Here is a 21158-nt window from a genome sequence, read left to right on the forward strand (position 1 = left end):
AAGAAAAACGACCGATACGCCGTACCGGTCGTTTTTACGAATACCTGCTAAATTAGAACCAAGCTTTGATCAAAGCGGCAGTACCTGCGATACCGCCAATCAAGCCGACTGCATTGGCTGCGGTACCCATCGCGCCGTTGACTTGGTCACGTTTGTCTTGGCGTTTTTCACGTTCCAATGCCAGCTCTTCTGAAACGTTGGTACGTTGACGGCGGTGTTGTTCCAGCTCGGCACGGGAGAGTTGTGCAGATTCGCGGTTGCGGCCTGCTTTGATGGCTGCAGAGTCGCTACCGATAGCCAAATCGCCTACGGAGCCTCCGGGGGCAGAGCAACCGGTAATAACGAAAGAAGTCAGGAGCAGGGCTGCGATTTTATTTTTCATGATGTTACCTGTTTGAAATATAAGTATTAGGAATCCAATAATCCGTAAGGACCGGTGATCAGTGAAGGATGTAGATGCGGTTGTTGCGGTTGGCGCGGTTGATAGCGTCGGCTTCGTCCATCATTTCTTGACGGCGTTCGCGGCGGCGCTCTGCACGCTCTGCACGTTCGTCAGCTTGAACGCGGCGGGAGTCGGCACGCATGGTGGCTTCTTGTTCATAGGATGGTGAGTAGTGCATATGGCCGTAAGTACAGCCGGTAAGCGCACCAATCAGAGCAGTCAGTAAAATAGCTTGTTTTAACATAGGTAATAATCTCAGATGAAAAGAAGGGCTGGTGAAAAATTTTCTGTATATTATTTTAATCTTATGGAATTTACAAGTTAAAACTTCTGTCGTAATTCAAAAAAGTATGTTAACGAATGTTTTGGAATTTATTTCATATATGAAAGAAACAAATCAAATCGTTTTTTGCAATGAAACTGTATGACAATATTGGGTTTTATAGAAGTTCCTCGATAAATTATTACTTGGAAAACTTATTTAAATCTTACGAAAAACGAATTTCAGAGATTAAATGAGAAATACTTAGGTTTGCTGCTGAAACAACGAAAAAGATGGCTGCTATTTAGAATATTATGATAATAGAAATTTTCCCGCCGTTTTGTCAGCATGTCTTTAGAGTCATCAATCAAAATTTTGGGATAAGTCAAACTAAGCAGGGAAATTCTGGTCTGAACGGTTGTTTTCTCTGAATTATGGGAAACATTCAATCTTATTTATATTAAGATTCGGTTTATTGTAAATAGGCGAATTGTGTCATGAGCGAACATTTGGAAGAGCAGGCTGCGAGCTTGGGTATTGATTTGGGTTTCCACGACATCGGTGGAATTTATCATGCGACCAAGCCCGAGGTTTTGGAAGGGATTGTTAAGGCTTTGCAGCAGGACGGTTTTTCAGACGACCTTTATACGGATACTTTGGTTGCGCATGAAAACGGTCGGGAATCTTTACAACTTCCTGCTGAGTTTTATGGCGCGGCTGAAATTTGCTTGGAAGACGAAGCGGGCGGACGGCAGGTTTTGGCGTTGAACCATGGCGAAGACGGCGTGCTCTGGGTTGCGCTGCCGGCTTTGGCTTGCGGCTATTACACTTTGTCTGCGGAAGTGGAAGGCATTGTTCGCAAGGTACGGCTGGTGGTTGCGCCGCAATCGGTTTATCAGCCGAAAATGCTGGAGCGCGGTTTGCGGATGAACGGGCTGACGACGCATTTGTACAGCCTGCGTTCGCAACGGAACTGGGGTATTGGGGATTTTACCGATTTGCTGGATTTGATGGCGTTTGCGGCAGATAAGCAACTGGATTTCGTCGGCATCAATCCGCTGCATGCGCTTTTCAGCGCCAAGCCTGCTTTTGCCAGCCCGTACAGCCCGTCTTCGCGCGAATGGCTCAATCCGATTTATCTGGATGTGGAGAAGGTCGGCGCGTTTTCCTACAACGAAAAGCTGAAAAACTGGCTCAAGCAGCCGAATATCTGCCAGCGCATTGCGGCGTTGCGGATTACGGAAACCGTCGCTTATACGGCGGTTTGGGCGTTCAAGCGCGATGCTTTGCAGAGGGCATTTGACGCGTTTGAAAACGACGGATGCGAAGCCGCCGAACAAGAGCGGGCGGCATTTGACGCCTTTGTCGAAGAACGTGGCGGGGCTTTGGAAGGCTTCGGTTTGTTTGAGGCGTTGGATCAGTATTACAACCGCTCCGGCGAAGTGGGTTGGCTGTCTTGGCCGTCGGAGTTTCATGATCCGCATGGCGAGGCAGTTCAAAGATTTGCACAGGGTCATCGGCACGAAATCCGTTTTTATATGTGGCTGCAATGGCTTTGCGCGGAGCAGTTGCGCGAAGTGAACGAGGCGGCTGCGGCGCGCGGCGTGAAGCTCGGAATTTACGGCGATTTGGCGGTCGGCGTGGCACGCGGCAGCGCGGACACTTGGCTTAACCGCGCCGATTACTGCATGGATATGGCGGTCGGTGCGCCGCCCGATCCATTCAGCCCGACGGGGCAAAACTGGGATTTGCCGCCGCTCAATCCGATGATGTTGAAGCACACGGGCTATGAGAAGTTCGTCCGCCTTTTGCGTGAAAATATGCGGCTTTACGGCATCTTGCGCATCGATCATGTGATGGCTTTGTGCCGTCTGTGGTGGGTTGCGGGCAAGACGGCGGACTTTGGCGCGTATGTGCATTACGACGCGGATGTGATGTTTGCCATCCTGGCTTTGGAAAGCCGGCGGAACCAATGCGTCGTTATCGGCGAGGATTTGGGAACGGTACCCGACCAAGCGCGGTATTTGCTGAACCGCTATCAGGTGTTTTCTTATAAGGTCGTGTATTTCAGCAAAGGCTGGCACGGCTTTGAGTTGCCCGAAGAATATCCCGAACAGGCGATTACGGTGGTCAGCACGCACGATGTCGCGCCCTTGGCAGGCTATTGGACGGGCAAGGATTTGGATTTGATGTTTCGCTTGGGTACGATTCCCGATGCGGAAACTTTTCAGACGACCTTAGAAGCGCGCGAACACGACAAGTCGGATTTGTTCGATAAGTTGAAACACGCCGGCTGCCTGCCAGCCGACGCCGAGATGTCGTCTGAAATTGACGAAGCGCTGCTAACCGCCTTGCACCGGTATGCCGTCATGAGTCGCAGCAAACTGTATGCGGTGCAACTGGAAAACCTGCTGGGCATGAGCGACAACCTGAATGTGCCGGGCGTTGCCGAGGGTTATCCCAACTGGGCGCGCAAAATGCCCGTTGCGCTTGAAGATTTTCCCCACAACCGCCTGATGGGCGGCCAACTTGCCATGATTGGAGAGGTACGCATGAAGAAAAACAGCCGGATGAAGCCTTATCACGAGCTTGACCAAGTCGAACGCGACACAGTCGAAAGCCTGTTTCTTGCCACCCACAGCGATTTGTTCGCCTATTTGGGACGACACCGCCTTGCCGAAGGCGACGAGGTCGTGCGAACCCTGATTCCGAACGCTTCGGGCGTGGATATTGTCAACCGTGAGAGCGGCGAGGTGATTACGTCGTCTGAAAAAGTCGATGAACGCGGATTCTTCGTTGCCGTGCTGCCCGAAGGCGCGCCCGACTATGCTTTGAACGTCCGTTATACCGAAGATGCCGAGCCTGTGCGCGAAGAAGACCCATACCGCTTCGGCTCTGCCTTAAAAGACATGGATTCTTGGTTGCTGGCGGAAGGCAAACACCTGCGTCCTTATGAAACTTTAGGCGCGCATTTTGCCGAAGTGGACGGCGTGAAAGGCGTGAGCTTTGCCGTATGGGCGCCGAACGCGCAGCGCGTGTCCGTCATCGGCGAATTCAACCACTGGGACGGCCGCCGCCACGTCATGCGTTTCCACCGCGACAACGGCATTTGGGACATCTTCATTCCCGCCGTCAAACTCAACGCCCTCTACAAATTTGAAATCCGCGATGCCAACGGCGATGTGCGGCAAAAAACCGACCCGTATGCCTTCGGCGCAGAGTTGCGTCCGAATACGGCATCTGTCGTGCGCGGTTTGCCGGAAAAAGTGGACACACCCGACTTCCGCGCCCGTGCCAACGCCATTGACGCGCCCATCAGCATTTATGAAGTGCATTTGGGTTCGTGGAAACGCAATCCTGAAAACAACTTCTGGCTGACTTACGAACAGCTCGCCAAAGAATTGGTCGCATACGTCAAAGACATGGGCTTCACCCATATCGAATTCCTGCCCGTGTCCGAATACCCGTTTGACGGCTCGTGGGGCTATCAGGCGACCGGATTGTATGCGCCGACCAGCCGTTTCGGTTCGCCCGACGAATTGCGCGCCCTGATTAAAGCCGCACACGACGAAGGCATCGGCGTCATCCTCGACTGGGTGGTCGGACACTTCCCGACCGACGACCACGGGCTTGCCAAGTTTGACGGTACCGCGCTGTACGAACACGCCGACCCGCGCGAAGGCTACCACCAAGACTGGAACACCTTGATTTACAACTTCGGCAGGAACGAAGTCAAAAACTTCCTGCAAGGCAATGCCTTGTATTGGATAGAGCGTTTCGGTTTTGACGGTATCCGCGTGGACGCCGTCGCATCCATGATTTACCGCAACTACTCGCGCAAAGACGGCGAGTGGATACCCAACCAATACGGCGGTCATGAAAACCTCGAAGCCATCGCCTTCCTGCGCGATACCAACACCATGCTGAAAGAGGTCGTCCCGTCAGCCACCGAAATCGCCGAAGAATCCACCTCGTTCGCCAACGTAACCCGCCAAGAAGGCTTGAATTTCAGCTACAAATGGAACATGGGTTGGATGAACGACACCTTGCGCTACATGATGGAAGACCCCATCAACCGCAAATACCACCACAACAAAATGACCTTCGGCATGATGTACCAATACAGCGAAAACTTCGTCCTGCCGCTCTCGCACGACGAAGTCGTACACGGCAAACGCTCGCTGCTCGGACGGATGCCCGGCGACTGCTGGCAGCAATTCGCCAACCTGCGTGCCTACTACGGCTTCATGTACGGCTTCCCCGGCAAAAAACTTTTGTTTATGGGTAACGAGTTCGCACAAGGCAGAGAGTGGAACTACAACGAAGGATTGGATTGGTTCCTGCTCGACCAAGAAGGTGGCTGGCACAAAGGCGTACAAAACTTCGTACGCGATTTGAACCACGTCTATAAAGACACCGCGCCGCTTTACCAACTCGACCAATGGCCGGAAGGCTTCGAATGGCTGGTCGCCGACGACGGCAACAATTCCGTCTTCGTGTTCGAACGCTGCGACCGTGAAGGTAACCGCGTCATCGTCATCAGCAACTTCACGCCCGTCGTCCACGACAGCTACCGCTTCGGCGTGAATGAAGCCGGCGAATACCGCGAAATCCTCAATTCAGACGACCCCGGCTACAACGGCAGCGGCGTATCCGCCGGACAAGCCCTGCAAACCGAAGAAATCTGGTCGCACGGCAAACCCAACTCGCTCGCCGTCAAAGTACCGCCGCTGGCAACGGTTTACCTCTACAAAGCTGCTGAAGCCAGTGGAACAGAGGACGCCGATAAAGTAGAAGGCGAAGCGTAATCTTGAACTGAACTTGTTTTTTTGAACGCAGAAAGACAGGTTCAAACCAACCGCTTTGCTTTTTCAGACGACCTTTTGAGATGAAGGGGTCGTCTGAAATTTTTTTGGGGGAACGAATAAAGTTTCGTCCTGATATAGTGGATTAACAAAAATCAGGACAAGGCGACGAAGCTGCAGACAGTACAGATAGTACGGAACTGATTCACTTGGTGCTTCAGCACCTTAGAGAATCGTTCTCTTTGAGCCAAGGCGAGGCAACGCCGTATTGGTTTAAATTTAATCCACTATATTTTCATTTATGTTTGCTCAGCCGTTGTTACTCGGGCAAGAATGGCGGCAAACCGTCAGGCTTGCAGTTCAACGATGCAGGGTTTTAAGGGTATTGGTTTATTGTTGATGCTTTCTTCAAATCGTCTGAAACCGTTTTTTCAGACGACCCATATCCTCGTAAAACAAATTTAACTATCGGATTTTAATGATAATTGGAAGATGGCTTGCATTGAAGGCGGGGGCGGTTTGTTATATAGTGAAATAAAAAAACAGACCGGATGACGGAATCGGGGCGTTTTGCGTGCTTGATAAAATAACGGTTGGTTGGCATTTGTATCGGCTCGGCTTGGGATGAGGCGTGGTTTGCGACGGCAGCGTCCGCAGGCGGTCTGATATTTCAGAAGATTTTTGTTTCATTTGGGTCTTGGATATTTGTCCTATGACAACAATACAGGCAGATGAGGTGAAGATAATGAACGGTGTGACCAGTGCGCAATTTATTTCCGCAGGCATTTGTTTTTATCCTAGATGCGGCTACAAGCGGCTGTCGGAGCAGGCGATCGCGGAGCATTTAAATTCGAATTTGGAAACGTTTAACAAGATGTTTGCCGATAAAGACGAATTTGTGAAGGCGATGTTGATCGAATACAGCAATCGGGCTTTAGGGCGGGTGTCGTTCGATTTTGCCCAAAATATCGAAGATACGGAGCGGCTGTATCAGATTGTCTGGCGGCTGGCGGTGACGATACGCGAGCATTTGGCGTGGATACACAGGATGCTGCTGGACAGCGAAGAAGGCGTGGATTTGATTACCAAGGCGTTGAAAAAGCAGCATAAGATGCTTGCCTGCGGGATGATTCAGCATATTAAGGCGTGCGACGGCAGGGAAGATGTGCCGGAATTGGAATTGTTGAATCAGTTTGAGTTTCTCAACGGCGCGGTCATCTCGCCGATGATTATGAACACGCGCTATCGGATGCTGGGGATACTGACCGATGAGATGAACGGGCGGCATGAGGATTTGCTGACCGATTCGTCCATCCACCAAAGGATAGATTGGGCGTTTGCCGCGCTGTTTCCGCAATACCGCTGTAAGGCGCGTCCGTTTTGACGATTAAGGTGTAACGCAACATGAAAAAAGCTGTTATTGCTTCTCTTGCCGTCGCGCTGGCTGCGGGCGGCGCGTGGTATATCCTTCAAAACCAAAAAGAAACCTTGCCTGCATGGATCGCGCAATCCAACGGGCGGCTGGAACTGAACCGCATCGATGTCGCCAGCCTGTATCCGGGGCGGGTGAAGGCGTTACTAGTGGAAGAGGGCGCAGATGTGAAAGAGGGCGATATTCTGGCGGAACTGTCGTCTGAAACCAGCAGCAGCCGTTTGGAAGAGGCTAGGGCGGCGGAATTGCGGCAAGAGGAGGCTGTCGGACGGGCAAAAGCCGCTGAAGCGCAGATGAAACAGACGGTTGCGCGCGCGCAGGCGAATGTGGATGCGAACAGGCAGCAGCTGCGCGTGGCGAAAATGGAGCTGGACAATGCGCGCAAATTGCTTGCCGACCAGCTGGTGTCGCAGTCGGAAGTTACCAAACGTCAGGCGGATTATGAACGCGCTGTTGCGGCGGTCAAAGCGGCAGAAGCGGCGCGGGACGAGGCGCGGGCGACGGTGGCGCAAAGTGCTGCCGCACAAGCGGAAGCGCGCGCCGGTGTGGAACAGGCGAGGGCGGCGGTCAAATCGGCTACATCCGCCAACGATGATATGAATATCCGAGCGCCGATAGCGGGCAGGGTGGAATACACCATCGCGGAAGCGGGCAACGTGGTCGCGGCAGGTTCAAAAGTGGTCAGCCTGCTTGATCCTGCTGATGTTTCGATGAATATTTTTCTGCCGACCGACAGCATAAGTCGTCTGAAAGTCAATGATGAGGCGCGTATCCGTTTGGACGGCATTGATGCGGTGTTCCCCGCCAAAATCAAATTCATCGCGACGGACGCGCAGTTTACGCCCAAGTCGGTGGAAACGGTCGATGAACGCGCGAAGCTGATGTTTAAAGTGAAATTGCAAGTGCCGCGTGAGACGGCGGTGAAATACAACCGTCTGCTGAAAGGTGGGCTGACGGGCAACGGTTTTGTGAAAACCGACGACAAAGGGGTATGGCCCGCCGAGCTGGCGGTGAGGTTGCCGAATTAGCATCTGACGGATTCGGACGGCCTTGATATGAAAACAAAGGTTTATGGCTAAAAGAGGTCGTCTGAAAACGGGATTTCGTTTTTCAGACGACCTCTTTCAACTTGAGTATCACCACTATAAAAAGAACACCTATCCGGAAACGCAGCCAAACGCGTTTCCATCAAATCAGGACAAACAAAATGAAAACCAAAGCATGGCGCATTGAAGAAGGTGCGCCTTATCCGATGGGCGTGTCGCTGACCGAGGAAGGGGCGAATTTTGCGCTGTTTTCCATCCATGCCGAAAAAGTCGAGCTGTGCCTCTTTGACAAGGGAGAGGAAACCCGTTTGGAAATGCCTTCGCGGTGCGGGTCGGTGTTTTACGGCTTTGTGCCGGAGGTCGGGGCAGGGCAGCGGTATGGTTTTCGAGTTTACGGACGCGCTGATGCGCCGGGCGGCTCGTGTTTCAATCCGAACAAACTGTTAATCGACCCGTATTCAAAAAAAATCGACGGCAAACCGAGTTATCGGGATGATGAGGAAATGGCGTGGTTTCGTCCGGAAGACGAGCGGGACAATGCGGCGATGGCGCCCAAAAGCGTGGTAGTGGGCGACGATGATTTTGATTGGGGCGACGACCGCCGTCCGAACCAACCGTGGGGCAGGACGGTAGTGTATGAAGCCCATGTGAAAGGGTTTACCAAGCAGTTTCCCGATTTGGAACACGCAGGAACGTATCAAGCGCTGACCGATCCGCGCGTGATTGATTATTTGAAAAATTTGGGCGTTACCGCCGTCGAGCTGCTGCCGATACACCAGCATTTGGACGAATACCACCTGCAAAAAATAGGCTTGAGCAATTATTGGGGCTACAACACTTATTCCCATTTTGCCGTCGAGCCGTCTTACGCCGCAGATGCCGAACGCGCGGCGGAGGAGTTCAAACAAGCCGTCAAAACCTTGCACCAAGCAGGTTTGGAGGTGATTTTGGATGTCGTATACAACCATACCGCCGAGCAGGATGAAAAAGGCCCAATACTGTGCCAGCGCGGTATAGACAATGCTTTGTGGTATTGGCTGAAGCCCGACGGCAGCTATGAAAATTGGTCGGGCTGCGGCAATACGTTGAACATCGTCCGCCGCGACGTAACCCGTTGGGCGGCGGACAGCCTGCGCTATTGGGCGGAGGAGTTTCATGTGGACGGTTTCCGCTTCGACTTGGGAACGGTATTGGGGCGCGAACCGGATTTTCAGGCTTACGGACGTTTTTTTCAGGTGGTGTACCAAGACCCCGTTTTAGCACGTTGCAAACTGATTGTCGAGGCATGGGACATCGGCGAAGGCGGCTATCACTTGGGCAATTTCCCGCAGCCTTTTGCCGAGTGGAACGGACGTTTCCGCGACGATATGCGCGCGTTTTGGGTGTGGGAAAGCGGCAATTTGGGTGCGTTTGCCGAACGTTTGGCGGGGTCGTCTGATATTTTCAACCACAGCGGCCGCCATCCTTCTGCCAGCATCAATTTCATCACCGCACACGACGGTTTTACGCTGCGTGATTTGGTCAGCTACAACGAAAAACACAACCATGCCAACGGCGAAGACAACCGCGACGGGCATAACGAAAACATCAGCTACAACCACGGCATCGAGGGCGAAACCGAAGATGCGGCGATTTTGGAAGACCGCTCCTACACCGCCAAAGCTTTGCTTGCCTCGCTGTTCCTTGCCAACGGCACGCCGATGTTGCTGGCGGGCGACGAGTTCGGCAACAGCCAACAGGGCAACAACAACAGCTACTGTCAGGATAACCCGATTACTTGGTTGGATTGGCATCAGGCGGACGAAGCATTGCAAGGCTATACGCGGGACTTAATCCGCCTGCGTCAAGAAATTAAATTATTGGGCGATGACGTCTGGTGGGAAAAAGAGCGCGTCGGCTGGCTCAATGCAGAAGGCAAACCGATGAGCGAGCTTTGTTGGCACAATCGCAGCGTAAAAGCCATGCAGATCGTTTTGGACGATGAATGGCTGCTGTTGATCAACGCCAAACGTAGTCAACAAATATTTAACCTGCCTCAAGGAAGTTGGCAGATTTCTTGCGTACCATCTGAGAATTTTAATTACAATCAAGACGGTGAGTTGACAGTCGAACATATGGGTATTTGGATTTTGCATCGTACAAACGTATCGCCGGATAAGTAATGCTTTTTAGTTAGCAAGATGTTTTTAAATGAAAACCCTGTTATTCATACTGCCTCAGTTATAATGCCGAAGATGAGTAATAAATTTACCTGATTGACTTGCTTAACGGAACATAAAGGCATAACGGCTTTTCAGACGACCTCAGACCGTCATAAATACACAAACCGATAAATTCCCCGCTTCATCACCCAATCCTCAACAGAGAAAGGCTATCATGGCTAAGAAAAAACAACCCATTTCAGGTTTTGATTACGTCATGCCGAAACCGGATGCCGAAACCATCCGCAAGTCCATCGTCTATAAATTGATTTTCATTTTGGGCGTCGATCCGAAAGAGGCGACCGAACACCAATGGCTCAACGCCGCCATGCTCGCCGCGCGCGACCTGATTGCCGAAGATTTCCTGCAAACCCGCCGCGCCCACATCGACAACGGCAAACGCATGGTTTACTACCTTTCCATGGAATTCCTGTTGGGACGCGCCTTCGTCAACGCTTTGATTAACGAAGGTGTTTATGCCGAATTTGAAGAGGCGTTCAAACAATTGGGCAAAGAGTTCGCCGATGTCTGCGAACAAGAACAAGATCCCGGCTTGGGCAACGGCGGTTTGGGTCGCTTGGCCGCCTGCTTCCTCGACTCGCTCGCCACCTTGCGTATTCCCGCCATGGGCTACGGCATCCGCTATCAATACGGTATGTTCAAACAAGAAATCGTGGACGGTCAGCAAGTCGAAAAACCCGATTTGTGGCTCGACCAAGATTTGGCATGGCAAATCGGCCGTCCGAACAAACAATACGCCGTCAGCTTCGGCGGACAAGTCATCAATATGGGTGATAAAAAAGAATGGCATCCGAGCGAAGAGATTTCCGCGATGGCATACGATGAAATCATCCCCGGCTACGGCGGCGACGTCGCCAACCCGTTGCGCCTGTGGACGGCACACGCCGGTAACCGCTTCGATTTGGCAGACTTCAACCGCGGCGATTACGCATCCGCCGTCCGCGCTCAAAACAGCGACGAAAACATCTCGCGCGTCCTCTATCCGAACGACTCCACCGACAGCGGACGCGAACTGCGCCTGAAACAGGAATATTTCCTGGTTTCCGCATCCGTACAAGACATCGTGGCGCGCCACAAATGCCGTTTCCCCAGCATCAAAAACCTTGCCGACAAAGTCGCCATCCATTTGAACGATACCCACCCCGTGCTGGCGATTCCCGAGCTGATGCGCATCTTGATTGACGAAGAAGGCATCGCGTGGACCGAAGCATGGAATATGTGCTGCAAGATTTTCTCTTACACCAACCATACCCTGATGAGCGAAGCCTTGGAAACTTGGCCGGTCGATTTGATGGGCCGCCTGCTGCCGCGCCATTTGGACATCATCTTTGAAATCAACGCCTACTTCCTGAACGCCCTGCGCGCCATCGGCAACTTCGACGACGACTTCGTCCGCCGCGTATCCATCATTGATGAGACCCACGGCCGCCGCGTCCGCATGGCATGGCTGGCGGTCATCGGTTCGCACAAAGTCAACGGCGTGGCGAAAATCCACTCCGACCTGATGACTACTTCCATTTTCGTCGACTTTGCCAAAGTGTTCCCCGAACGCTTTACCAACGTAACCAACGGCGTAACCCCGCGCCGCTGGATCAACATTGCCAACCCCGAGTTGACCCGTTTCCTCGACAAACATTTGGGCGAACAAGACTGGCGTCTGCATTTGGACAACCTGACCAAGCTCAATGAAAAAGTAGACGATGCGGAAGTACAGGCAGAATTTGGTGCCGTGAAAAAAGCCGCCAAAGAACGCCTCGCCAAATACATCGAAACCGAATTGGGCATCAAAGTAAACACGGACGCGCTGTTTGACATCCAAATCAAACGCATCCACGAATACAAACGCCAGGCGTTGAATGTGATGCACATCGTCGACCGCTACAACAAAATCTTGGAAAACCCTGATTTCGACTGGCAGCCTCGCGTCTTTATCTTCTCCGGTAAAGCCGCATCCGCTTACTACATGGCGAAAAAAATCATCCGCCTGATTAACGACGTAGCCAAAACCATCAACAACGACGAACGCATCCGCGACCTGATTAAAGTTGTCTATATTCCGAATTACAGCGTCAGCCTCGCCCAAATCATCATCCCCGCCGCCGATTTGCACGAACAAATCTCACTGGCAGGTACGGAAGCATCGGGCACCAGCAACATGAAATTTGCTCTCAACGGCGCGCTCTGTATGGGTACGCTGGACGGCGCGAACGTCGAAATTTTGGAAAAGGTCGGCGCGGACAACTGCTTTATCTTCGGTAACACCGTCGAGCAAGTGGAAGAAATCCGCCGCAACGGTTACGACCCGCTGGGCTACATCGAGCGCGACAACGACCTGCGCCGTGTCGTCAACCAAATCAGCAGCGGCACGTTCTCCCCCGAAGAGCCGAACCGCTACAATGACGTCCTGCAACCTTACGGCGATTTCTATCAACTGATGGCGGATTTCCGCAGCTACATCGACACGCAATACAAAGCGGACGAACACTACCGCGATGTTGCCGCATGGCGAAAATCCGCATTGATCAACATCGCCAATATGGGCTTCTTCTCGTCTGACCGATCCATCGCCGACTACTGCCGCGATATTTGGTACATCCAGCCGCTGACTTTGAAAGAGCTGCCTAAACACCAATTAGTTTGATATGAATGAAGCAGTAAACGAAACAGCCGATACAGGAAAGTATCGGCTGTTTTTGCTTGTATGGCTTAGTTCAAGGAGAATACTGTAAGAAGGGTCGTCTGAAAACCATTTTCCTTGGTTTTCAGACGACCTCGGTTCTCTTTATATAGTGGATTAACTTTAAATCAGGACAAGGCGACGAAGCCGCAGACAGTACAGATAGTACGGCAAGGCGAGGCAACGCCATCCACTATATCAAGGCAATTCGGAGCAATCAGATATATTGAACCGAAATAATGTCGTATTCGCGTACGCCGCCGGGGGCCTGTACTTCGGCGACATCGCCTTCCTCTTTGCCGATTAGGGCGCGGGCAATGGGGGAGCCAACGTAGATTTTACCTTCTTTGATGTCTGCCTCGTCTTCGCCGACGATTTGATAGGTAACGTGTTCTTCGGTTTCCAAATCTTCCAGCGTTACGGTCGTACCGAAGACGATTTTGCCTTCGGCGTGGATTTCTGCGGGATTAATGATGTGCGCCATGGATAATTTGTGTTCCAGCTCGGAAATACGGCCTTCGATGAAGCCTTGTTTTTCTTTGGCGGCTTCATATTCGGCGTTTTCGGACAAGTCGCCGTGCGAACGGGCTTCGGCGATGGCTTCGATGATTTCAGGGCGGGCGACGCTTTTGAGGCGTTGCAATTCTTGTTTGAGCAATTCTGCGCCGCGTGCGGTCAATGGAATTTTTTGCATGGTTTGTCTTCTCCGCAAAAGCGTTTGGGCTGCTTTTGCCTGGTAAATACGCGGTAAATATAATCCGCAAAATGAAAATAAAAATACAAGCCGCCTAAATCTCGGCGGCTTGTCTGTGTAAGAATGAATGGCGGTATTGTACCAAAATCAGGGGAAACTGCAATGGCAATCGGCTTTTCTCCTGCTTTGGTGTGGCTTTAGTCCAAATGTTCGCTGCTTTGTGCCAAAACGGTACGGTTGCCGTTGGTTTCGGCAGGCGAAACGATGCCGTCTGCTTCCATTTGGTCAATCAGGCGGGCGGCGCGGTTGTAGCCGATGCGTAATTGACGCTGGATGCCAGAAATGCTGGCTTTGCGCGTTTTCAGAACGACGGAGACGGCTTCGTCATACATCGGGTCAACTTCGCTGTCGCTGCTACGGTTAATGCCAGGCAGATCGTCGGTTGTGCCGCTCATCAGAATATCGTCGATGTAATCCGGCTCGCCGAATTGTTTCAGATATTCGACTACGCGGTGTACTTCGTCGTCTGAAGCGAATGCGCCGTGGACACGTTGCGGATAACCTGTACCGGGCGGCAGGAACAGCATATCGCCTTGTCCGAGCAGGTTTTCCGCGCCCATTTGATCGATAATTGTGCGGCTGTCGATTTTGCTGGATACTTGGAATGCGATGCGTGTCGGGATGTTGGCTTTAATCAGACCTGTGATGACATCGACGCTCGGGCGTTGTGTGGCAAGAATCAAATGGATGCCGGCAGCACGGGCTTTTTGGGCGAGACGGGCAATCAGTTCTTCAATTTTCTTGCCTGCGGTCATCATCAAATCGGCAAATTCGTCAACCACGACGACGATAAACGGCAGTTTTTCCAAAGGTTCGGGATCATCAGGCGTCAGGCTGAACGGGTTGGCAATTTTCATGCCTTGTGCGGCAGCTTCCATGATTTTTTGGTTGAAGCCAGCCAGGTTGCGCACGCCCACATGACTCATTAGACGATAGCGTTTTTCCATTTCGTTGACGCACCAGTTGAGCGCGTTTGCCGCCAGCTTCATATCGGTAACGACAGGCGCGAATAGGTGCGGAATGCCTTCGTAAATGCTCAATTCCAGCATTTTCGGGTCAATCATAATCATGCGTACGTCTTCAGGCGTCGCTTTGAAGAGCATGGACAGAATCATGGCGTTAACGCCGACCGATTTACCCGAACCGGTCGTACCTGCCACCAGCAAATGCGGCGCTTTGCCCAAGTCGGTAACGACAGGCTGACCGGTAATATCTTGACCAAGCGCGAGCGTCAGCTTGGATTTGGATTCGGCAAACGCGGGCGAATTGAAGATTTCGCTCAGGCGTATCATTTGGCGTTTCGGGTTCGGCAGCTCCAAGCCCATGCAGGTTTTGCCGGGTATGGTTTCGACGACGCGGATAGAGGCAACACCGAGCGAACGGGCAAGGTCTTTTTCAAGGTTTATGACCGAATTGCCGCGCACGCCGACATCAGGTTCGATTTCGTAACGCGTAATCACCGGACCGGAATAGGAATCCACGACTTTGACTTTGACCTTAAATTCCGCCAGTTTTTCCTCGATGGTGATGCTGTTGTTTAACAATTCTTCTTCGGTCTGCGTGGCAGCCGGGTCGAATTGGGGCGGAAGGAGCAAGTCTGTGGTTGGCAGTGGGTACTTCAGGTCGTCTGAAAACTTGTAAAACGCCCCGGTCTCTTCTTCTGAATCCGCATCAGCATCATCGGCAGCATAACCCGTCGCAAGATCGGTATGATGTATCGGCTGATGATGTTCAAAGGCAGAAATTTCCGCATCTTCCGTATGGGCGGATTCGGTTTCAGCATTTCTCTGTACATTTCCGCTTGCGACTTCATCCTCAGTTTCGGATTCACTGATTAAGTAATCATGAATCGAGCGGACAGGATTATCGCTGACATGCGCATTGACTTCAGAATGGAAAGCAGGGATTTCCCAAGCGGGGCGCGCTACCGGAGGATCGACGATTTCCGGCGCAACAGTTGGCGGCGTAAAGCTCGGCGGCGTCGGGATATCGATTGGCGTCGGGGTAACGGTCGGTACTTCGGGCGGCTCGACTACGGTTGCGGTAGGGGCGGGCTGTCTTGAAATATAGACTGCTTTTTCTTTTGGCGGAGCGACAGGTTCGGTGCGAAGCGTTTTAGGCGGGAACAGCGGTTTGCGTGTGACGGAACGCTCAACCGTTTGCTCAGGCCGCAGATCGGCTTCTTCCGACAATTTCACCTGCGCGGCAGCAGATTGCTGCTTGCGCGCCAGTTTTTCCGCCGCCGCTTCAGCATGGCGAACCGTCCGTCGGCGGCTTGCAGGAATCAGGTTTGCCAAAATTTCGTCGTTTTGAATGATTTGCGGCTGGAAATCGCGCACAGGCGCAACAGCGGCGGCAAGGCGCTGGCGTGCTGCCGTACTTCGAGCCAGTGTGTTCCGAATGTCCGTCACATCAATCTCTGCACGGCTATCCAGGTTGTCAACGACAGGCAAAATGGCTTCGCGCTCGGCTGTGCGCAATGCGGTTTGCACGGTTTCGATATGCGGCGCACTGGCTTTGGGGATTTGGATGCCATTGACGCCCGCCATGACGCGCTCGCGGGTCCGGCGCAGTACGGGATCGTTGAAATCGATAATCTGCAAACCTTTCATCGGTGTTACCGATGCGCGGATGGGTTGGATTTCCCCGTCATCGTTATTCCGGTCGCCTGCAGGATGGTTGACGGTCTGTTGCTCTTCCCATTCCTGTAACGCCGCTTCATTGAGCGAACGGGTTGCCTCTTCCAAAGTAATTTCTTCAAAGCCTTCGTCTTTAACGATACGGGGAATATATTCAGGCTCTTCGGTTTCGACAAAAGGAACGATATACGGCGTATCTTTCCTTTCGGCTGCATGTTGTTGAGGCGGCTCGGCTTGGGGGACTTGTTCTGCCGACGGATTTTCAGACGACCTTTCAATATCGGCATCTTGATGATATTCGTGTTTTGCTTCTTGGCTTTCGAAGAAATCCGCTATGTCTTCCATACCGGTTTCAGATGCTTCGTGTTCAGTGTTTGCCGGTTGCTCGGATAATTGCTCCTGCTGCGGAGTGTAACGCGCCGCCATCAGGCGCAGGCGTGCGATGGTTTTTCCGTATGCCGCTTTGGCATCTTCTGAAAATTGATGTGGAGAATCAGCATCCTGACCGTTAGGAATATATTTGCCCTCTTGCATGCCGCGCTCTAAGCACGCCAATTCGTGCTGCCACTCACGTTCTTGTTTTCTGTGCAGCCAAAATACGCCGCAAATGGCACACAATAAAATGATAATCAGCACTGTCCAAAACATTCGCTGTTTCCCTTGAAATAAACGGCAAAGGTCGTTATTTTAGCGTGTTTCAGCACTAAACAAAACAAGTCCGCAGCGAATTTCGTCTGCGGGGTATAATGCAGGTCGTCTGAATATTTACCCTCGGTCTGGTTTCGTATGAATTTTCAAGCCGCATGGTTTTCCAGTTCGATTTTAATCGCCGCTTGGCTGCTGTTGTCCATTCTGCTTCTCGCTTGCGCGCGTCCGGCATGGCAATCCATGCAGAAGCACCATTCCGCCTCCATCCTCTCCGCCCTGATACTGACGACCGCATGGTGCCTGAATGCAATGACTGACGAAGGGCAGCTCGCGCAAATGAGCTACCACCTGCTTGCCATGAATTTGGTTGCCCTGATGATTGGCGCACCCGCTGCATTATGGCTGGGTTCGGCTTTGCTTCTTCCTTATCTTTTATTGTTCAACGGCGGCGACGGATACGCCTATCCCGTCAACGCCCTCGCTTTGCTCTTACCACCGCTCATTGTTAATCAGCTCTCTTGCTGCTTGGTCAACCGTCTTCCCGCGAATATTTTTATCTTCATTTTTGTCAACGGCTTCATTGCGTCCGCCGTAGGCATGATGCTGACCGGACTGGTACTGGTCAGCGTTTTGGATATCAGTCATGCCTTCCCAACCTCCGTACTTTGGACCACCGCCTTTCCTATTTTCATCCTGATCGCCTGGGCGGAGGCCTTCCTCAGCGGCATCACTACCGCCATTTTTATCGCACTCAGACCGCAATGGATTAATACTTTTGACGACAACCGATATTTGAAATCCAGCAATAAAATTTGGTAAACGGTAAAAGGTCGGTAGTACATGGGGAATTGATATTCCAAGTTATTGATAAACCATTAGCTATTTCGGAAACGTATTTGTACACTAAGTTATAGACCGCAATGAGGTAATAATGATGGATATAACATCTTTCTTAAAAACGGGTAGATTTAAAGGTTTATTTGTTGGTATGTCGTATAGTGACTTTCACAAGCATAAACGGTTTAAAAAGCTGACTAAATGGTTATACGATGACAGTAACGTAGAAGGTGGTTTTTCCATTTTTTGGAAAGGATTGGAGGTTGGTTTTAAGGATGATATCGTTTATTCATTGTCAATAGACCCTTGTTTTAAAGGAGTAACCATTGCAAAGCAATATAAAATTAATAGAAAATTAACTATTGAGAAATTTATAAAATATTTGTTTCTTGCTGATATTGGATGGCAGTTTGTGTATAGAGACGATTGGGAACATGAGTGTGAAATAAAAACTGAAGGTGGCGTTTCTACTGTCTTTTCATTTGATTTGAAAAGGGTAAAAATTTCTAAATTTTCTATTTCATGGGAAGAGGGAATATAAGGCTATACTCCAAAATCGCCCTCTACTTGAAATTAAAAAAACACACAGTGAGTAAGTTATGGAAACCTTTTTTAACTATGTTATATCTCTAGCAGTATCATCATCCAGTTTTCCTTATATTTCAAACTATTATTACGACTCGCAATATGAATGGTTAAAAATATCCATATCTAAAAACAATACTACAAAAGTGTGCGGAAATATCGATATAAGCAAAACCAATCTGCAATATAAACTGCTTTGCGGAAAAGAAAATGGAAAGGGGCTGATTCCATTGGATAAAATAAAATTTCATTACGAAAAGAGCATCTTTTCTGCACAAAGTACCACAAGTGGAAAAGTGCTTTTTTCAGTTTCCTGCACTCAAGAACAATGTAGAGATATAGAAAAATATATTGAGAAGTAATAAGGCTTGAATATATTTTCAAATTCTTTAGGTCGTCTGAAAACCAATTTTCAGACGACCTTTTATCTGAGATACGGATATCATCAAACCATCTTCAAACATCGTCGTTTATGAATGATTTTTCTCTTTCTTACTCAAAAAACTCATGTTAAGCGGAGTAAAGCCCATGCGTAAGCGTGGTACAATATTGTCAACAATTTAAGGCGTTTTCCTCGCGGAGAACGCTGTTTTTCATTCAATATCAAGAGGCTTTTATGAAATTTTTAGACCGTGAGGCGACGATTGCCGAACCGGGTTTTAACCGTTGGCTGGTGCCGCCTGCCGCTTTGGCGGTGCATCTTGCCATCGGGCAAATTTATGCGTATTCCGTGTTTAACGCGCCGCTGACCAAGCTTATCGGCATTACCGAATCCGCAGCCGGGGATTGGAAGCTGACGACTGTGGGCTGGATTTTCAGTATCGCGCTGGCTATGTTGGGGGCGTCTGCTGCTTTATTTGGGACTTGGATGGAGCGTGTCGGACCGCGCAAGGCGATGTTTGTCGCGGCGTGCTGTTTCAGCTTGGGATTTTTTGTGTCGGCACTCGGCGTCACTACGCATAATCTGTTTCTTCTGTATTTGGGCAACGGCGTGATCGGCGGCATCGGCTTGGGACTGGGCTATATCGGTCCTGTGTCCACTTTGATGAAGTGGTTTCCGGACAAGCCGGGCATGGCGACGGGTTTGGCGATTATGGGGTTCGGTGGCGGTGCGATGCTTGCCTCGCCGTTGTCCGTATCGTTGATGAATGCGTTTTCAGACGACGTTTCGGTCGGTGTCGCGCCGACTTTTGTTGTGTTGGGACTGTTTTACCTCGTGTTGATGATGTTCGGCGCATTCACCATCCGCGTGCCGACGGAGGGTTGGAAGCCTGAAGGCTATGTCGCGCCTAAAACTAAAAACAAGCTGGTCAGCACTAATCATGTTAATGTTTCCCAAGCGATGAAAACGCCGCAATTTTGGCTGTTGTTTTGGGTGTTGTGCCTGAATGTAACTGCCGGTATCGGCGTTTTGGGGCAGGCTTCGGTCATGATTCAGGAGCTGTTTTCAGAGGCGTCGGTCGGCAAACAAGCGGCAATCGGCGCGGGGGCGGCGGCAGGTTTCGTCAGTCTTTTGAGTTTGTTCAATATGGGCGGGCGGTTTTTATGGTCCAGCGTTTCCGACAAACTCGGACGTAAAAATACCTACACCATCTTTTTCGTACTCGGTTCGCTGCTGTATTTTGCCGTTCCGTCCATTGGCGAGAGTGGAAACAAGGCTTTGTTTATTATTGGATTCTGCATCATCATTTCCATGTATGGCGGCGGTTTTGCCGCGATTCCGGCTTATTTGAAAGACTTGTTCGGCACTTATCAGGTCGGCGCGATTCACGGACGTATTTTGCTGGCGTGGTCAACCGCTGCCGTGATCGGTCCGGTTTTGGTGAACTACATCCGCCAAAGCCAAATCGACAGCGGTGTTCCCGCCGCGCAGGCATACGGCGTTACCATGTACATCATGGCGGGATTGTTGATTGTCGGTTTGCTGTGCAACCTTGCCGTCAGATCGGTTCATGAAAAACACCACGAAACCGACATCAAAACAGCGGCACACAGCGGCAATCCCGATGATGAAACTGCTGTTTCCGATGCCTACTTGTTGCAGGAAAAAGTTGCGGCAGGCGGTTTTTCGGTTTGGTGGCGTTGGACTTTGGTCGGTGTCCCGCTGGCTTACGGCGTGGTGATGGTGTTCGTCAAGGCATTGGATTTGTTCCGTTAGGCTTTCGGATGCCGACGTTGGGTCGTCTGAAATGCAGATATGGGTTTTCAGACGACCTTTGAGCGGAAAGACCGGCTTTTGTTTGTATAGTGGATTAACTTTAAACCAGTACGGCGTTGCCTCGCCTTGCCGTACTATCTGTACTGTCTGCGGCTTCGTCGCCTTGTCCTGATTTAAAGTTAATCCACTATATAACCGTCTGATTGGTAAAAGCATTAGTGTGCAATGCCAATTGAGATAAGGTTTGCACGAAGTATGGCAGGGCAAATCGGTAATTTATACCGGACCGGATTTGTGATACATTTTTGCCTTCACAAACCGCAGCAAGCTGCCGGTCAAACGGGAAATCTGTCTTCTTCCCGTTTGTTGACCCATGATAGGAAAAGAAATGTTTTGGTATATCGTAGGATTTTTTGCTTTCGTAGTTGCCGTCCTTGCGCTTTGGGTGAATGCCAGCGCATTTGGTATGCAGGAGGACGGCACGCCGCAATCGGAATATGAAAAACGCTTGGGCTTGGGGGCAAAATTGAAGGATAAGGAAACTGCTATGAAAGAACGCGAAGCGGCAAGGTTTCATCCTGATGATTGATGCTGCATTGCGATTCTTCCTTCGGATACACGCCGGACTCGGTGTTCTGAAACCTTAGACCA

The 21158-nt window shown here is 50.9% G+C and carries 14 protein-coding genes; 10 read left to right on the plus strand and 4 right to left on the minus strand.

The window, feature by feature from the left end; translation table 11 throughout:
• Positions 1–52: 52 nt before the first annotated feature.
• On the minus strand, positions 53–382 hold the full coding sequence (locus ACMYUL_RS12465) for an NGK_0946 family protein (RefSeq protein WP_003761187.1): 330 nt from the start codon (positions 380–382) through the stop codon (positions 53–55).
• Positions 383–440: 58 nt separating this feature from the next.
• Entirely contained in the window at positions 441–686 is a 246-nt protein-coding gene (locus ACMYUL_RS12470; protein WP_003761186.1) for a hypothetical protein, read from the minus strand.
• 515 nt (positions 687–1201) lie between these two features.
• Here ACMYUL_RS12470 and glgB point away from each other — a divergent pair.
• The 5 genes from glgB (at position 1202) to ACMYUL_RS12495 (ending at position 12850) form a co-directional block, all read left to right on the plus strand.
• Entirely contained in the window at positions 1202–5512 is a 4311-nt protein-coding gene (gene glgB, locus ACMYUL_RS12475) for a 1,4-alpha-glucan branching protein GlgB (protein ID WP_415770904.1), read from the plus strand.
• Positions 5513–6221: 709 nt separating this feature from the next.
• Positions 6222–6893, plus strand: coding sequence for a TetR/AcrR family transcriptional regulator (locus ACMYUL_RS12480; RefSeq protein WP_415770906.1), 672 nt, complete (start codon positions 6222–6224; stop codon positions 6891–6893).
• A 20-nt stretch (positions 6894–6913) separates the two neighbouring features.
• Positions 6914–7969 carry an HlyD family secretion protein gene (locus tag ACMYUL_RS12485; RefSeq protein WP_204827545.1) on the plus strand — a complete coding sequence of 352 codons (1056 nt, stop codon included), beginning with the start codon at positions 6914–6916 and terminating at the stop codon, positions 7967–7969.
• 179 nt (positions 7970–8148) lie between these two features.
• Positions 8149–10149, plus strand: coding sequence for a glycogen debranching protein GlgX (gene glgX / locus ACMYUL_RS12490; RefSeq protein WP_415770908.1), 2001 nt, complete (start codon positions 8149–8151; stop codon positions 10147–10149).
• Between the two features lie 214 nt (positions 10150–10363).
• Complete coding sequence (locus ACMYUL_RS12495; protein WP_415770910.1) at positions 10364–12850, plus strand: glycogen/starch/alpha-glucan phosphorylase; 2487 nt, start codon at positions 10364–10366, stop codon at positions 12848–12850.
• A 253-nt stretch (positions 12851–13103) separates the two neighbouring features.
• Here the strand turns inward: ACMYUL_RS12495 and greA are convergent, their stop codons facing one another.
• Positions 13104–13580, minus strand: a complete 477-nt coding sequence (greA, locus tag ACMYUL_RS12500; protein WP_016686342.1) for a transcription elongation factor GreA — start codon at positions 13578–13580, stop codon at positions 13104–13106.
• 197 nt (positions 13581–13777) lie between these two features.
• Positions 13778–16927, minus strand: a complete 3150-nt coding sequence (locus ACMYUL_RS12505) for a DNA translocase FtsK (RefSeq protein ID WP_415770913.1) — start codon at positions 16925–16927, stop codon at positions 13778–13780.
• 138 nt (positions 16928–17065) lie between these two features.
• Between ACMYUL_RS12505 and ACMYUL_RS12510 the strand changes: the two genes are divergently transcribed.
• From ACMYUL_RS12510 to ACMYUL_RS12530, 5 genes are all read left to right on the plus strand, one after another.
• A complete protein-coding gene (locus tag ACMYUL_RS12510; protein ID WP_415770915.1) occupies positions 17066–17746 on the plus strand; it encodes an energy-coupling factor ABC transporter permease in 681 nt (226 codons plus the stop codon).
• A 112-nt stretch (positions 17747–17858) separates the two neighbouring features.
• On the plus strand, positions 17859–18305 hold the full coding sequence (locus tag ACMYUL_RS12515; protein ID WP_415770917.1) for a hypothetical protein: 447 nt from the start codon (positions 17859–17861) through the stop codon (positions 18303–18305).
• A gap of 58 nt (positions 18306–18363) precedes the next feature.
• The gene (locus ACMYUL_RS12520) at positions 18364–18711 is read left to right on the plus strand and encodes a hypothetical protein (protein ID WP_415770919.1); all 348 of its coding nucleotides are present in this window, start codon (positions 18364–18366) and stop codon (positions 18709–18711) included.
• A gap of 254 nt (positions 18712–18965) precedes the next feature.
• Positions 18966–20507 carry an OFA family MFS transporter gene (locus tag ACMYUL_RS12525; RefSeq protein ID WP_415770921.1) on the plus strand — a complete coding sequence of 514 codons (1542 nt, stop codon included), beginning with the start codon at positions 18966–18968 and terminating at the stop codon, positions 20505–20507.
• A 388-nt stretch (positions 20508–20895) separates the two neighbouring features.
• Entirely contained in the window at positions 20896–21096 is a 201-nt protein-coding gene (locus ACMYUL_RS12530; RefSeq protein ID WP_003765401.1) for a hypothetical protein, read from the plus strand.
• Positions 21097–21158 lie beyond the last annotated feature (62 nt).

The organism is Neisseria sp. CP9, from assembly GCF_047758525.1.
In the GTDB taxonomy this organism is placed as follows: domain Bacteria; phylum Pseudomonadota; class Gammaproteobacteria; order Burkholderiales; family Neisseriaceae; genus Neisseria.

Excerpts from the sequence above, each read along its gene's own strand:
- ACMYUL_RS12485 (WP_204827545.1), top strand. The coding sequence starts at position 6,914 with ATGAAAAAAGCTGTTATTGCTTCTCTTGCCGTCGCGCTGGCTGCGGGC.
- ACMYUL_RS12525 (WP_415770921.1), top strand. The coding sequence starts at position 18,966 with ATGAAATTTTTAGACCGTGAGGCGACGATTGCCGAACCGGGTTTTAAC.
- ACMYUL_RS12515 (WP_415770917.1), top strand. The coding sequence starts at position 17,859 with ATGATGGATATAACATCTTTCTTAAAAACGGGTAGATTTAAAGGTTTA.
- ACMYUL_RS12480 (WP_415770906.1), top strand. The coding sequence starts at position 6,222 with ATGACAACAATACAGGCAGATGAGGTGAAGATAATGAACGGTGTGACC.
- ACMYUL_RS12505 (WP_415770913.1), bottom strand. The coding sequence starts at position 16,927 with ATGTTTTGGACAGTGCTGATTATCATTTTATTGTGTGCCATTTGCGGC.
- ACMYUL_RS12465 (WP_003761187.1), bottom strand. The coding sequence starts at position 382 with ATGAAAAATAAAATCGCAGCCCTGCTCCTGACTTCTTTCGTTATTACC.
- ACMYUL_RS12495 (WP_415770910.1), top strand. The coding sequence starts at position 10,364 with ATGGCTAAGAAAAAACAACCCATTTCAGGTTTTGATTACGTCATGCCG.
- greA (WP_016686342.1), bottom strand. The coding sequence starts at position 13,580 with ATGCAAAAAATTCCATTGACCGCACGCGGCGCAGAATTGCTCAAACAA.
- glgB (WP_415770904.1), top strand. The coding sequence starts at position 1,202 with ATGAGCGAACATTTGGAAGAGCAGGCTGCGAGCTTGGGTATTGATTTG.
- ACMYUL_RS12470 (WP_003761186.1), bottom strand. The coding sequence starts at position 686 with ATGTTAAAACAAGCTATTTTACTGACTGCTCTGATTGGTGCGCTTACC.
- ACMYUL_RS12530 (WP_003765401.1), top strand. The coding sequence starts at position 20,896 with ATGTTTTGGTATATCGTAGGATTTTTTGCTTTCGTAGTTGCCGTCCTT.
- glgX (WP_415770908.1), top strand. The coding sequence starts at position 8,149 with ATGAAAACCAAAGCATGGCGCATTGAAGAAGGTGCGCCTTATCCGATG.
- ACMYUL_RS12510 (WP_415770915.1), top strand. The coding sequence starts at position 17,066 with ATGAATTTTCAAGCCGCATGGTTTTCCAGTTCGATTTTAATCGCCGCT.
- ACMYUL_RS12520 (WP_415770919.1), top strand. The coding sequence starts at position 18,364 with ATGGAAACCTTTTTTAACTATGTTATATCTCTAGCAGTATCATCATCC.